Origin of the sequence: Pseudomonas citronellolis (assembly GCF_900112375.1) — a bacterium.
Taxonomy (GTDB): domain Bacteria; phylum Pseudomonadota; class Gammaproteobacteria; order Pseudomonadales; family Pseudomonadaceae; genus Pseudomonas; species Pseudomonas citronellolis.
Genome location: NZ_FOLS01000024.1, coordinates 92,408 through 105,360, shown reverse-complemented (window position 1 = coordinate 105,360; position 12,953 = coordinate 92,408). Strand labels below are relative to the sequence as shown.

Annotated in this window: 12 protein-coding genes; all 12 read right to left on the bottom strand. The window is 70.6% G+C overall.

Annotated elements, in window-relative coordinates; genetic code table 11:
* A complete protein-coding gene (locus BM060_RS21770; RefSeq protein WP_074982892.1) occupies positions 1-2,025 on the bottom strand; it encodes an OPT family oligopeptide transporter in 2,025 nt (674 codons plus the stop codon).
* 170 nt (positions 2,026-2,195) lie between these two features.
* Positions 2,196-2,357 carry a hypothetical protein gene (locus BM060_RS33015; protein ID WP_167858391.1) on the bottom strand — a complete coding sequence of 54 codons (162 nt, stop codon included), beginning with the start codon at positions 2,355-2,357 and terminating at the stop codon, positions 2,196-2,198.
* Positions 2,358-2,394: 37 nt separating this feature from the next.
* The gene (gene tauD, locus BM060_RS21765; protein ID WP_074982890.1) at positions 2,395-3,231 is read right to left on the bottom strand and encodes a taurine dioxygenase; all 837 of its coding nucleotides are present in this window, start codon (positions 3,229-3,231) and stop codon (positions 2,395-2,397) included.
* Positions 3,232-3,416: 185 nt separating this feature from the next.
* Positions 3,417-4,235 carry an ABC transporter permease subunit gene (locus BM060_RS21760; protein ID WP_061562851.1) on the bottom strand — a complete coding sequence of 273 codons (819 nt, stop codon included), beginning with the start codon at positions 4,233-4,235 and terminating at the stop codon, positions 3,417-3,419.
* Positions 4,225-5,031, bottom strand: coding sequence for a taurine ABC transporter ATP-binding protein (locus BM060_RS21755; protein WP_074982888.1), 807 nt, complete (start codon positions 5,029-5,031; stop codon positions 4,225-4,227). Before BM060_RS21755 ends, BM060_RS21760 begins: the two co-directional genes overlap by 11 nt.
* A 289-nt stretch (positions 5,032-5,320) precedes the next feature.
* Positions 5,321-6,331 carry a taurine ABC transporter substrate-binding protein gene (gene tauA, locus BM060_RS21750; RefSeq protein ID WP_074982886.1) on the bottom strand — a complete coding sequence of 337 codons (1,011 nt, stop codon included), beginning with the start codon at positions 6,329-6,331 and terminating at the stop codon, positions 5,321-5,323.
* Between the two features lie 80 nt (positions 6,332-6,411).
* On the bottom strand, positions 6,412-7,383 hold the full coding sequence (locus BM060_RS21745) for an aliphatic sulfonate ABC transporter substrate-binding protein (protein WP_074982883.1): 972 nt from the start codon (positions 7,381-7,383) through the stop codon (positions 6,412-6,414).
* Between the two features lie 176 nt (positions 7,384-7,559).
* The gene (locus BM060_RS21740; protein WP_058488304.1) at positions 7,560-8,462 is read right to left on the bottom strand and encodes an acyl-CoA dehydrogenase family protein; all 903 of its coding nucleotides are present in this window, start codon (positions 8,460-8,462) and stop codon (positions 7,560-7,562) included.
* Positions 8,463-8,639: 177 nt separating this feature from the next.
* Entirely contained in the window at positions 8,640-9,602 is a 963-nt protein-coding gene (locus BM060_RS21735) for an ABC transporter substrate-binding protein (protein ID WP_074982882.1), read from the bottom strand.
* A gap of 11 nt (positions 9,603-9,613) precedes the next feature.
* Positions 9,614-10,600, bottom strand: coding sequence for an aliphatic sulfonate ABC transporter substrate-binding protein (locus BM060_RS21730; RefSeq protein WP_058071685.1), 987 nt, complete (start codon positions 10,598-10,600; stop codon positions 9,614-9,616).
* Positions 10,601-10,712: 112 nt separating this feature from the next.
* Positions 10,713-11,864, bottom strand: a complete 1,152-nt coding sequence (locus BM060_RS21725) for an acyl-CoA dehydrogenase family protein (RefSeq protein WP_074982880.1) — start codon at positions 11,862-11,864, stop codon at positions 10,713-10,715.
* Positions 11,865-11,868: 4 nt separating this feature from the next.
* Entirely contained in the window at positions 11,869-12,951 is a 1,083-nt protein-coding gene (locus BM060_RS21720) for an LLM class flavin-dependent oxidoreductase (protein WP_074982878.1), read from the bottom strand.
* Positions 12,952-12,953: the final 2 nt, after the last annotated feature.

Below are 12,953 nucleotides of genomic sequence, written 5' to 3'. Positions count from 1 at the left end.
TCAGCGTTTGCCCAGCACCTGGCGGTGGAACAGCACGCAGACCACCACGAACACCAGCAGCCCCAGCCACTGCGCGGTGTCCTCGAAGCCGGCGCCGACCAGCGCCAGGGGCGCGTCCTTGCCGCTGGTGCCGATCAGCGCGGCGAGCAGGATGCCCATCAGGCTCTCGCCGACGATCAGCCCCGAAGCCAGCAGCACGCCGCGGCGGCGCGGCAGGTCGGCGTACTTGTCCTCGTTCACCCCGGCGGCCTGGGCGCGCTTCTTCAGCGTGCTTTCCAGCAGCCAGGCGAGCACCGCGCCCACCACCAGGGTCATGCCGATGGTCGGCGGCAGGTAGATGCCCAGGCCCACGGCCAGCACCGGCAGGCTGGCCTTGCCGGTGCGGCGCAGGAGCACGTCGACGAGGATCAGGGCGATGCCCAGGGCCACGCCGATGAGGATCATGTTCCAGTTCAGCGCGTTATGGAAAATCCCGCTGGCGATGGCGGTCATCAACGTCGCCTGGGGCGCGGCCAGGGCCGCGCCGGGGTCCATGCCCTCGCGCGGCAGGGCACCGGTGAAGCCATAGGCGTTGTACAGCAGCTCCAGCACCGGCGGGATCACCAGCGCGCCCACCAGGCAGCCGACGATCAGCGCCACCTGCTGGCGCCAGGGCGTGGCGCCGACCAGGTAGCCGGTCTTGAGGTCCTGCAGGTTGTCGTTGGAGATGGCGGCGATGGCCAGCACCACGGCGGTGGTGAACAGCGCCAGGGCGATCGCCAGCTTGCCGCCCTCGCGGGCCAGGAAGCCGGTCTCCAGCGAGCCGACGCCGAGGATCAGCAGCGACACCAGGATCACCGCGATGATGCCGATGCCGGAGATCGGGCTGCTGGAGGAACCCACCAGGCCGGCCATGTAGCCGCAGGCGGCGGCGATCAGGAAGCCGAAGAAGAAGGCGAACACCACGCAGGTGGCCACCAGGCCCCAGAAGGCGAAGCCGGCGAGGTCCGGCGCGGCCTGGCCGAGGAAGTAGGCGAAGACCACGAACAGCGCCACCAGCAGCACGGCGGCGATGGCCAGGATCCAGGCCGCCGGCATGTCGCGCTCGGTGCGCAGGTCGCTGGTCTCGGCGCGCCCGCTGATGGCGCTGAGCGAGGCCCAGACGCCCTGCACCATGGGCTTGAACAGGGTGGCCAGGGTCCAGAGCGCGGCCACGCCGATGGTGCCGGCGCCGAGGAAGCGCACCTGGCTGCTCCACAGCTTGCTGGCCAGCTCCGGCAGGCTCTGCCCGGCAGCCAGGGTGCTGTTCACGGTGAGCAGCGGCACCGCCACGCCCCAGGCAATCACCACGCCGATGAGGATGGCGATGCCGGCGGTGATGCCCATCAGGTAGCCGGCGCCGACCAGCGCCAGGGAGAAGCCGGTGGACAGACGGAACGCCGCCTGGCCGGCGGTGAGCCAGAAACTGAAGCCCTCGGCCAGCAGCTTGAAGCCGCTGCTGAACAGGCTGAACAGCGCCGCCACCAGGCCGCCGGCGAGGATGTCGCGCAGGCCCGGCTTGCTGCCGTCGCCGGTCTGCGGGTGTTCCTCGTCATGGCTGCCGACGCGCAGGATCTCCGCCGCCGCCACGCCCTCGGGGTACGGCAGGCTGCTCTGCACCACCATCACCCGGCGCAGCGGGATGGTGTAGAGCACCCCGAGGATGCCGCCGATGGAGCAGATGGCCGCGGTCTGCCAGAACGGGAAGCCGGCCCAGTAGCCGATCATCAGCAGCCCCGGGAGGATGAAGATGATCGACGACAGGGTGCCGGCGGCCGAGGCCTGGGTCTGCACCATGTTGTTCTCCAGGATGTTCGAGCCGGAGAAGTAGCGCAGCACCGCCATGGAGATCACCGCGGCGGGGATCGAGGAGGCGAACGTCAGCCCGACCTTCAGGCCCAGGTAGACGTTGGAGGCGGTGAAGACGACGGTGATGAGGGCGCCGAGAATGAGCCCGCGCAGGGTCAGTTCGGCCAGGTTCGATTCGTCCGGAATCCGTTCGAGCATGGAAGGAAGTCTCTGAAAGGCAACCTGCCAAGCTTAGGCCAGAGCGGCGCGCGCGCCCACGACGCCGAATATCGCCCAGGCGACGCCCCCCGCTTTTCGTAGGAGCGAGCTTGCTCGCGAACAGCTTCGGCACGAGGCGGTTCACACCCACCACGCCGAATGCCACCCACTCAACGCCCCCCGCTTTTCGTAGGAGCGAGCTTGCTCGCGAACAGCTTCGGCACGAAGCGGTTCACACCCACCACGCCGAATGCCACCCACTCAACGCCCCCGCTTTTCGTAGGAGCGAGCTTGCTCGCGAACAGCTTCGGCACGAGGCGGTTCGCGAGCAAGCTCGCTCCTACAAGGGCAAGGGTTGGCGTGCGGGGATCAGAACGGTTTGTCGCCGAGGATGGTCGCGCGGTGCATCACCCGGCGCTGCGGGCGGTAGTCGTCCACCGCGTAGTGCTGGGTCACGCGGTTGTCCCAGAAGGCCACGTCGTTCTCGCGCCAGCGCCAGCGCACGGTGAACTCCGGGCGGGCGACGTGGGCGAACAGCAGGTCGAGGATGGCCCGGCTCTCGGCCGCCGAGAGCTCGTTGATGCGGGTGGTGAAGCCATCGCTGACAAACAGCGCCTTGCGCCCGGTGACCGGGTGGGTGCGGATCACCGGATGGGAGCGCGGCGGGTTCTTCTTGCGCGCTTCTTCCAGGCGCGCCAGGTCGGCGTCGGTGGCGCCGAAGCGTTCCTGGGGGAAGGACTTGCTGATGTCGTGGGTGGCGGTCAGGCCGTCGAGCAGTCGCTGCAAGGGTTTGGACAGCGCCTCGAAAGCGGCGATGCCGCTGGCCCAGAGGGTGTCGCCACCGTAGGGCGGCAACTGCTTGGCGGCCAGCACCGCGCCCAGGGCCGGGGTTTCCAGGAAGGTCACGTCGGTGTGCCAGATGGCGTTGTCGCGTACGTCGGTGACGGCAGTGTCGAGCACGATCACCTCGCGCTGCTCGGGCACGCTGGGGTAGATCGGGTGGATGTGCAGGTCGCCGAAGCGCGCGGCGAAAGCGGCCTGCTGCGAAGGAGTCAGCGGCTGGTCGCGGAAGAACAGCACCTGGTGGCTGAGCAGGGCCTGCTCGATGGCCTGCTGTTGGGCGTCGTCCAGCGGCTGGCGCAGGTCGATGCCGGAGACTACGGCGCCCAGAGCGGGGCTGAGGGGGGCCAGGGTCAGGGTGGTCATTTCTTTTCTCTCTCGTGTTCTGTGCAGGGAAGAGCACCCTCTCCCCAGCCCTCTCCCGCAAGCGGGAGAGGGGGCTTTGTTCGGTGTGTCAGTCGAGCGCCGAGCTAGCCGGCGACTCCGATCAGTCCCCTCTCCCGCTTGCGGGAGAGGGTTAGGGTGAGGGGCTCTGGCTCTAGCTCTTACCCCTACTCCCAAGAAGCAAACCGCCCCTGCAACCAACGCAAGCCCACCTCGAAGCTCAACGCGATCCCAGCAATCAGCAAAATCCCCAACACCACCACATCGGTCGCCAGGAACTGCGCCGCCGACTGCACCATGAAGCCCAGCCCGCGGTTGGCGGCGATCAGCTCGGCGGCGACCAGGGTCGACCAGCCCACGCCCAGGGCGATGCGCAGGCCGGTGAGGACTTCCGGCAGGGCGCTGGGCAGCACCACGTGGCGCACCACCTGCCAACGGTTGGCGCCCAGGCAGCGCACCGCCTGGATGCGCGACTTGTCCACGCGGCGCACGCCGGCGGCGGTGGCGATCAGCAGCGGGGCGAACAGCGCCAGGTAGATCAGCAGCACCTTGGACAGCTCGCCGATGCCGAACCAGATGACGATCAGCGGCAGGTAGGCCAGCGGCGGGATCGGCCGGTAGAACTCCACCAGCGGGTCCAGCGCGGCGCCCACCAGCGGGTTGAGGCCCATGAGGATGCCCAGCGGAATCGCCGTGAGCACCGCCGCACCCAGGGCCAGCAGCACGCGCAGCAGGCTGGTGCCGATGTGCTGCCACAGCGTGGCGTCGACGTAGCCTTCGGCTAGCACCCGCTGCAGGGCTTCGTAGAGTTGCTCGGGGGCCGGCAGGAACAGGGTGTCGACCCAGCCGAAATGGGTGGCGAACCACCAGAGCGCGGCGAGGGCGGCGATGCTCCCGGCGGCGGCCCAGCGCCGCGCGTCACGCGGGCGGGCAGGCTTGGCGCGACGGCGGGCGGGCAGCTTGGCGCTGAGGGTGTCAGTGGGCATGTTCGGCCTCCGGTTCTTCGAAGCTTTCGTCTTCAAGGAATTCATCCAGCAACGCCTGGCGCAGACGGCCGAACTCGGGGTCGGCCTTGATCGAGCGCACCGGCTCGCCGGCCGCGTAGCGCCGCGCGAAGTCCGGGCGCAGGCGCTTGACGATGCGCGCCGGCGGGCCGTCCATGACCACCAGGTCGGTGGCCAGGAACAGCGCCTCGTCGACGCTGTGGGTGATCAGGAACAGGCCCTTGCCGGTCTTGCGCCACAGGTCCAGGGTGAGCACCTGCATGCGCTCGCGGGTCAGCGCGTCGAGGGCGCCGAAAGGCTCGTCCAGCAGCAGGAAGTCCGGCTCCACCGCCAGCGCGCGGGCCAGGCCCAGGCGCTGGCGCTGGCCGCCGGAAAGCTGCGAGACGCGGTAATGCGCGTGCTCCTGCAGGCCCACCAGGGCCAGCACCTCGCGGGCGCGGGCCTCGCGCTCGGCGCGGCCCAGGCCACGGATGCGCAGGCCCAGGGCGACATTGTCTAGGGCGTCCAGCCAGGGCATCAGGGCATCGTCCTGGAACACCACGCCACGCTCGCCGCCGGGGCCTTCGAGGGTTCGCCCGTCGATCTGCACGCGGCCGCGGTCGGGCTTCTGGAAGCCGGCCAGGACGTTGAGCAGCGTGGACTTGCCGCAGCCCGAAGGGCCCAGCACCACCAGGGACTCGCCCTTGGCCACGTCCAGGGTCAGCTCATGCAGCACGCGCCGGGTCTGGCCATGCTGCTGGAAAGAAAGGCTCACGGCCTCGGCCGTCAGACGGCTCATGTTTCTGCCCTCCGTAGGGTAAGAAGGAATGCTGGGGCGCTTCGCACGTTGCGCTCTTCGCTCTCAGCTCTCTGCCCTTCGCTCTTCGCTCTTCGCTCTTCGCTCTTCGTAGGAGCGAGCTTGCTCGCGAACAGCCCGGCACCTTTCTCCACCTCGTCATCCCCGCGAACGCGGGAACCCAGAGACTCTGGATCCCCGCGTTCGCGGGGATGACGGGGAAGGTGCGGTGTGAAGCGGGTTCGCGAGCAAGCTCGCTCCTACAGGGAGATCGAGCGGGGAGATCGTGCGATCAGCGCTGCCCCACCTGCACGCTCTCCGCCTGGCGCACGTACTCCGCGCTGACGTAGGGCGAGTAATCCTTGAACACCGACGGCACGCGCTTCTGCTCTTTCAGGAAGGCCGCGGTCCCGGCGATGTCCTTGGCGGTACCGCCGCCCAACAGCGCGCTGGACAGTTGTTCCTTGGTCTCGGGGAAGGCGCTGCCGGCCAGCAGCTCCGGCACGTCCTCAGGCGCCGCGCCGGTCAGCCGGGCGATCTTCTTCGCCTGCTCGGAATCGGCGGTCCACTGGGCCTTGTGCGCGTTGTAGTCGGCGAAGGAATCGAGGGTCACGCGGGCGAACTTGGCCAATACCTCCGGGTGCTTCTCGGCGAAGTCCTTGCGCGCCACCCAGACTTCGAAGGTCGGCGCGCCCCATTTGCCCACTTCCGCGGCGTCGGTCAGCACCTTGCCGCTCTTCTTGATCTCGCCCAGGGCCGGCGACCAGACGAAGGCGCCATCGATGTCGCCACGGCGCCAGGCGGCGGCGATCTCGGTGGGGTTGAGGTTGACGATCTTCACTTTGGTGGGGTCGATCTTCCAGTGCTTGAGCGCGCCCAGCAGGCTGTAGTGCGAGGTGGAGACGAAGGGCGTGGCGATGGTCTTGCCGACCAGGTCCTCGGGCTTCTCGATCCTGCTGCCGTTGCGCACCACCAGGGCCTCGGCCGCGTTGATCTGCGCGGTGACGATGAAGGCCACGATCGGCAGGCCGCGCGAGGTGGCGGCGGCCAGCGGGCTGGAGCCGAGGTTGCCCAGTTGCACGTCGCCCGAGGCGATGGCGGCGACCACTTCCGGGCCGCTGTTGAAGCGGCGCCAGTCGAGCTTCTCGCCGATGGCTTTCTCGTAGGTGCCGTCGGCCTGCGGGACCTTGGTCGGGTCCACGCCGGTCTGGTAGCCGAGGGTGATGTCGGCCTGGGCGATGCCGGCGACGCCGGCCAGGGCGAGCGCGGCCAGCAGGCGGCGCGGGGCGAAAGTGCGTTTCATGGGGTGCTCCTGGAAATGCATTCGGGGCGGCCGGCCGGGCCGTGACGGGCCGCCCCTCGCGGAGCGGCGGAAAGTTCGCTTCAGTTGCGCGCCAGGTCCGGCTGCCAGACCTGCACGGCGCGGGCGTCCACCGGCTTGGGCAGCAGGCCCTCGGCGTAGAAGGCGTCGGCGATGCGCTGCTGCTCGTCGAGGCCGTCGGCGCGCACCGGCTGCACGTCGTAGCTGCGGCGGGCGTTGGCCTGCTCCACGGTGGCGGCGTCGAGGTTGCCCCACAGCGGGCCGAGCAGCTTGGCCGCGTCGGCCGGGTGTTGCTTCACCCAGCGCCCGGTCTTCTGCAGTTCGGCGAAGACCTGCCCGAGCACTTGCGGGTGGGCCTTGGCGTAGTCACTGGAGGCCAGGTAGTAACGCTGGTAGCTGGCCAGGCCCTGGCCGTCGGCGAGCACGCGGGCGTGCTGCTGGCGCTGGGCGCTGGCGACGTAGGGGTCCCAGGTCACCCAGGCGTCCACCTTGTGGTTTTCGAAGGCAGCGCGGCCGTCGGCGGGGGTCAGGTAGGCAGGCTGGATGTCGGAGAACTTCAGGCCGGCCTTGGCCAATGCGGCGATCAGCAGGTAGTGGCTGCCAGCGGCCTTGGTCACGGCCACGCGCTTGCCTTTCAGATCGGCCAGGGATTTCAGCGGCGAATCCTCCGGCACCAGGATCGACTGCGCGGTGGGCGACGGGGTTTCGCGGGCGAAGTAGGTCAGCTGCGCACCGGCGGCCTGGGCGAACACCGGCACGGTGTCGGCGACGTCGGCGGACAGGTCGACGTTGCCGACGTTGAGCGATTCGAGCAGCGGCAGGCCGCTGGGAAACTCATGCCAGGACACCTTGATGCCCTGCTTGCCTAGCTCGCGCTCCAGGGTGCCCTGGGCCTTGACGATGGTCAGCAGGGTGGAGGACTTCTGGAAACCGATGCGCAGGGTGCCTTCGGCGTGCGCGCCCAGGGCGCCCAGCAGGGCGGCGGAGGCGGCGAGGCCAACGGCGAAACGGCGCAGGAATGGGCTGCGGGACATGGGTACGGCTCCTCGGGTACGGGGCGGCCGCCTGCAGAGCGAGGACGGACCACGGGACTGGTGTCAGGTGTTCTGGATGAGTCCGGTGGTCCGGTGAAGTGAAGATTACAGCTATAAAAAATCAGAAATAAATAATTTTTAGTTCTTAACTAATACCGCGCGGATTCATCCCGCCATCAGTGCGCAGCCCCCAGCAGCCGGGCCCTCACGCCCTCCGCGCGGAGGCTGGCCTGGGCCGCCTGGCGGGCCACCGCCAGGGCCTGGGCGGCGAGATTGGCGAAGTGGCTGGCGCGACCGAAGGCCAGCGCCGCGCCCGCCTCGATGTCCTCATCCAGCTGCCGGGCGGCCTGCTCGCTGAGCACCAGGCCCAGGCCGAGCAGCCGCGACAGCTCCGAGGCCTCGGGCAGGTCCAGGCTGTCCGCGGCCTGCAACGCCAGGCCCAGGGCGACGTTGGCCTGCAGCAGTTGCGCCAGGCCGTCGCCGAGCACGCGCCGCGGCGTGGCCGCCAGGCCCGGCGGCAGCAGGATGTCCTCCGGGTGCAGGCGCAGGCCCTGGCAGTGGGCGCCGGCGCGCAGAGCAAGGCCGGCCCGCGCGCTGGGCAGCGCGGCCAGCAGGAAGTCGCCGCTGGGCGCGTGCCAGGCGCGCAGCAGCAGCCAGTCGGCCGCCTCGGCGGTGAAGGCATCCCATTGCGCGCCGTTGACGCGGAAGCCGCCGCGCAGGTGTTCCTCGGCCCGCAGCAGTTGGCCATCGTCCTCGCCCAGGGCGCCCCACAGCGGCTCGCGCAGCAGGCTCAGGTGCAACAGGCGCTGCAACTGTTCGCGGCTGCCGAGCAGGCGCACGCGGGTCAGTTGCAGGTGATGCACGGCGAACAGCCGGGCCAGGCCGCCGTCGCGCTCGCAGAGGTCGCGCAGAACCTGCAGGACCTCGCGCCAGGGGCTGCCGGCGCCGCCCAGCTGGGCCGGCAGCGACAGCCGCAGCAACCCGGATTCGCGCAGGGCGCGGGCCCAGGCGGCGGGGCCGGCGACGGCGGGCTGGGGGAACGGCTCGGCGGGAGCCAGCCGGGGCGGGGCGACGCTCATGGGCACCTCGGGACGACGGGATCAGTGCCTGGGCGAATGGCGCGCGGGAAGACTGAAGCGAAGGGGTTCGGCGGCGCCCCGTTGCGCCGCGCACGAGGCGCGGCCGGGGCGGCACTTAGAACCATATCCAAGCAATGCAGCAAGGTTAAATAACCTTTTTGCCTTAGCTGAGAACCGTCAGGGCTGCCGCTGGCCAACGGCCGGCCCCTGCTCCACCGCGAAGCCCGCGGCGAAGGTCGGCTGCACGTCCAGGCGCTGCGGGATCAGCCCATGGGCCTGGTAGAAGTCCGCGGTCTCCTGCTGCTGGGCGAGGGTCTGGGCGTCCAGCGCCTGCCAGCGCAGTTGCCGGCGCTCGAACTGCAGGCGCGCGGCGTCCTCGGGGAAGCCGATGATCTTCGCCAGGCTGCGCGAATACTCGTCCAGGTGCGCGTAGGCCCAGCGCTGGGCGCCGGCCAGGCGTTGCAGGTAGTCCTGCAGGGCGGCGCGTTTCGCCGGATCGGCCAGGGCGGAATCGGTGGCGGCGAGGAAGCTGTTGCCGGCCCACAGGCCACGGCCGTTGACCAGCACCCGCGCCTTGTCGGCGGTCTCCGAGAGCGCGGTGTAGGGCTCCCAGGTCGCCCAGGCGTCCACCGAGCCGTTGGCCAGGGCCATCTTCGCGTCCACCGGGCCGAGGAAGCGCAGTTCCACGTCCTTCTCGCTCAGGCCTGCCGAAGCCAACGCCTTGAGCGCCACGAAGTGGCCGATGGAGCCGCGCCCGGTGGCGATGCGCTTGCCCTTGAGGTCGGCCGCCGAATGCAGCGGCGAGTCACCGCGGACGATCACGGCGGTGCCGTAGGGGTCGGACTTGTCCGCCGCGATGGCCTTCACCTGGGCGCCGGCGGCCAGGGCGAAGAGCAGGGGCGCATCGCCGATGATGCCGGCATCCACCGCGCCGGCGTTGAGCGCTTCGGCCAGGGGCGCGGCGGCGGGGAATTCGAACCACTGGATGTCGTAGGTCAGGCCCTTGAGCGCGCCGGCGGCGTCCAGCTGGGCACGCATGTTGCCCTTCTGGTCGGCCAGGCGCAGGGTCACGCGCTCGGCGGCGAGGGCCTGGCCGGCGGCCAGGCACAGCAGCAGGAACAGGCTGAGGATCTTGCGCATGGCGGGGCTCCTCAACGCTGGCCGACGGTAAGGTCGGCGGGCAGTTGGCGGGCCACTTCGGCGGCGCCGGCGGACAGGCTGAAATCGAACGCCGGGGCGACGTCCAGCGCCTTGGGCAGCACGCCCTCGCCGTGGAAGAAGTCGGCGGCCTTCTGCAGCGTGGCGGCGATGTTCGCATCGAACACGATGGGGCTGATGCGCGCCTCGCCCACCCAGCGGCGCGTCACTTCCCGGGGCATGTTCAGGTCCTTGGCCAGCGCCGCGGCGAAGGCGTCCGGATGCTGCAGGGCCCAGACCTGGGCGCGCGCCAGGCGCGTCAACAGGTCGCTGATGGCGGCCTTCTTGCCGGCGATGGCGGCGTCGCTGGCCAGGGCGTAGGAGTAGCCGGTCATGATGCCGTCGCCGTTGTCGATCACCCGCGCCTGGTCGAGCAGCACGGCGCTGGAGGTATAGGGCTCCCAGGGCACCCAGGCGTCCACCGAGCCGCGCACCAGGGCGGCGCGGCCGTCCACCGGGCCGAGGAAGGAGAAGGTCACGTCCTCGGGCTTGAGCCCGGCGCGGCGCAGCGCGCCCAGGGCCATGAAGTGGCCCCAGCCGCCGCGGTTGACGGCGATGCGCTTGCCCTTGAGTTCGGCCACCGAGTGGATCGGCGAATCCTTGCCCACCACCAGCGCCACGGTCGCCGGGTTGAAGTGCCAGGCGCCCACGGCCTTGAGCGGCGCGCCGGCGGCATAGACGAAGAGGAACGGGATGTCGCCGGTGAAGCCGATGTCCAGGGCGCCGGCGTTCAGCGCTTCGAGCACCGGGGCGCCGGAGGGGAAGGCGGACATTTCCAGCTTGTACGGCAGGTTGTCCAGCTCGCCGGAGGCGCGCAGCGCGGCGTAGCGGTCGCCCTTCACGTCGCCCAGGCGCAGGGTGACGGGTTCGGCGGCGCTGGCGGCGCCGGCCAGCAAGGTCGCGGCCAGCAGGCCGGCGAAAACACGCAGGGTTCGTTTCATGGGGCAATCTCCAGGCGGCTTCGCACGGAAGCCAGGGGTTGTCTTGGGGCTATCCGTTCCGCCGGTGCGGTCGCCGATATTGCCGTCGTTGTTGTCGGGTGATCGCGCGGGCTCAGGGGCTCAGCGCCGCCCTCCCCGCCGCGATCCAGACGCTGTCCTTCTGCGGGGTGTGCACGCGCCCGCAGAGCACGTCGCGGTAGTGGCGCTGCAGCGGGTTGTGCCGGCTCAGGCCGTGGTTGCCGCTCAGCTCCAGGGCCTTCTCGACCACCGTCACCGCGTTGTCGGTGACGGCGACCTTGATCAGTCCCGCCTCGCTGGCGCTCAGCCGCTCGCGGCAGGCGGCGTCGAGCAGCAGGCGGTTCTGCAGCAGCAGGCCGTCGATGGCGCCCAGCGCTTCCTGCACCCGCGGCAGGCTGGCCAGGGGCGCGCCGAGGCTGGCCGGCACGCGCTCGCGCAGCCAGCCCAGCAGCCAGTCACGGGCGGCCCCGGCGATGCCATCGTAGAGCGCGCCGAGCAGCGCCGCGCTGGCCTGGGCGAAGTCGCGCAGCACGGCTTCGTCCGGCGCCGGCGGCTGGTCGTGGGGGTAGAGGCCGACGGCGTGTTCCAGCGGCACCGGCACCTCTTCGAAGATCACCTCGTGGCTGCCGGTGGCGCGCATACCCAGGTGGTCCCAGCTTTCCACGATGCGGATGCCGGGGCTGTCGCGGCGCACCAGCCAGGCGCCCACGCGCGGCGTCGGCTCGTCGCTGCGCGCCCACACCGCCAGCCAGGTCAGCCCGGGAATGCCGGTGGTATAGAGCTTGTGCCCGGACAGCCGCCAGCACTCGCCGTCACGCCGCGCCACGGTTTGCGGCAGGCCGCCGCGCGAGGGCGAGCCCAGCTCCGGCTCCACCCGCAGGCTGTTGATCAGCGCGCCCTGCTCCAGCGCCTCGCGGGCCACGCGGCGCTTGAGCGCTTCGGGCCAGCCGGGGTTGTCCGCCAGGCGCCGCAGGTGCAGGTACTGCATGCACAGCACCAGCGCGGTGGAGGGTTCGCCACGGGCCACGGCGCCGACCACCCGGCGCAGTTCGCCGAGGCCGGCGCCGGGGCCGCCGAGTGCCTGCGGCAGGGCCAGGCCGAGCAGGCCGAAGTGCTGCAACAGGGCGAGGTTGGCATGGGGGAAGTCGCCGCTGCGATCGTAGGCCTCGGCGCTCTCGGCCAGTTGCCGGGTGAGCGCCGGCAGCAGGTCGTTGAGCGCCAGCGGCGGGGTCTGCAAATTGGTCATGGGTTCAGGCCGTGGCACGCCGGCGCTCGCGCTCGGCGACCTTGGCGCGGGTCAGCGGGATCAGCTCGCGGCCGTACTCCACGGCATCGTTGAGCGGGTCGAAGCCGCGGATGAGGATGCTGCGCACGCCCAGGTCGTAGTAGGCCAGCAGCGCATCGGCGACCTGCTCCGGGGTGCCGACCAGCGCGGTGGAGTTGTGCCCGCCGCCGACCAGCTTGGCGATGCCGGTCCACAGGCGTTCGTCGACGCGGTCGCCCTGCTCCACCGCCTTGAGCAGGCGCTGGGCGCCGACGCTCTGCGGCTTGCCCTTGGGGAAGCCGGCCTCGCCCAGGCGCTGGCTGGCGGTCGCGCGGATCGCCTCGGCCCTGGCCCAGGCCTCTTCCTCGGTGCGCCCGAGAATGGGCCGGAACGACAGGCTGAACTCCACCTCGCGGTCGTTCTGCCGAGCCTGCTCGCGCACCGCGGCGATGGTCTCGGCGGCCTGGGCCAGGGGCTCGCCCCAGAGCATGAACACGTCGGCCTGCCTGCCGGCGACCTTCAGCGCCGCCTCCGAGGAGCCGCCGAAATACACCGGGATATGCGGCTTCTGCTGCGGGCGGATAGCCGAGAAGGCCTGCTCCACGCGGTAGTGCTCGCCGTGGAAGTCGAAGGGCTCGGCGCTGGTCCAGGTGCGCTTGAGCACTTCGATGAACTCGTCGCTGCGGGCGTAGCGCTGGTCGTGGTCGAGGTAGTCGCCGTCCTTGCGCTGGTCGGCGTCGCTGCCGCCGCTGATGATGTGCACCGCCAGGCGCCCGTCGAGCAGGTGCTCGAGGGTCGCCAGCTTGCGCGCGGCCAGGGTCGGGGCGACGAAGCCGGGGCGGTGCGCCAGCAGGAAGTTGATCCTGGAAGTGGCCAGGCCGGCGGTGGCGGCCACCAGGAAGCCGTCCGGCTGATCGGACCAGTAGCCGACCAGGATGCGGTCGAAGCCGGCCTCTTCGTGGGCGCGGGCGAAGGCGGCGATGTACTGCTTGTCGAGGATCGGGCCGGCCGGGGCGAGGGTCTCGGAGGCCAGGCGGTGGCCGATCATGCCGAGGAACTGGATGCTCATGG

Excerpts from the sequence above, each read along its gene's own strand:
- BM060_RS21760 (WP_061562851.1), bottom strand. The coding sequence starts at position 4,235 with ATGCCCACTGACACCCTCAGCGCCAAGCTGCCCGCCCGCCGTCGCGCC.
- BM060_RS21740 (WP_058488304.1), bottom strand. The coding sequence starts at position 8,462 with ATGAGCGTCGCCCCGCCCCGGCTGGCTCCCGCCGAGCCGTTCCCCCAG.
- BM060_RS21735 (WP_074982882.1), bottom strand. The coding sequence starts at position 9,602 with ATGCGCAAGATCCTCAGCCTGTTCCTGCTGCTGTGCCTGGCCGCCGGC.
- BM060_RS21725 (WP_074982880.1), bottom strand. The coding sequence starts at position 11,864 with ATGACCAATTTGCAGACCCCGCCGCTGGCGCTCAACGACCTGCTGCCG.
- BM060_RS21720 (WP_074982878.1), bottom strand. The coding sequence starts at position 12,951 with ATGAGCATCCAGTTCCTCGGCATGATCGGCCACCGCCTGGCCTCCGAG.
- tauA (WP_074982886.1), bottom strand. The coding sequence starts at position 6,331 with ATGAAACGCACTTTCGCCCCGCGCCGCCTGCTGGCCGCGCTCGCCCTG.
- BM060_RS21770 (WP_074982892.1), bottom strand. The coding sequence starts at position 2,025 with ATGCTCGAACGGATTCCGGACGAATCGAACCTGGCCGAACTGACCCTG.
- BM060_RS21745 (WP_074982883.1), bottom strand. The coding sequence starts at position 7,383 with ATGTCCCGCAGCCCATTCCTGCGCCGTTTCGCCGTTGGCCTCGCCGCC.
- BM060_RS21730 (WP_058071685.1), bottom strand. The coding sequence starts at position 10,600 with ATGAAACGAACCCTGCGTGTTTTCGCCGGCCTGCTGGCCGCGACCTTG.
- BM060_RS21755 (WP_074982888.1), bottom strand. The coding sequence starts at position 5,031 with ATGAGCCGTCTGACGGCCGAGGCCGTGAGCCTTTCTTTCCAGCAGCAT.
- tauD (WP_074982890.1), bottom strand. The coding sequence starts at position 3,231 with ATGACCACCCTGACCCTGGCCCCCCTCAGCCCCGCTCTGGGCGCCGTA.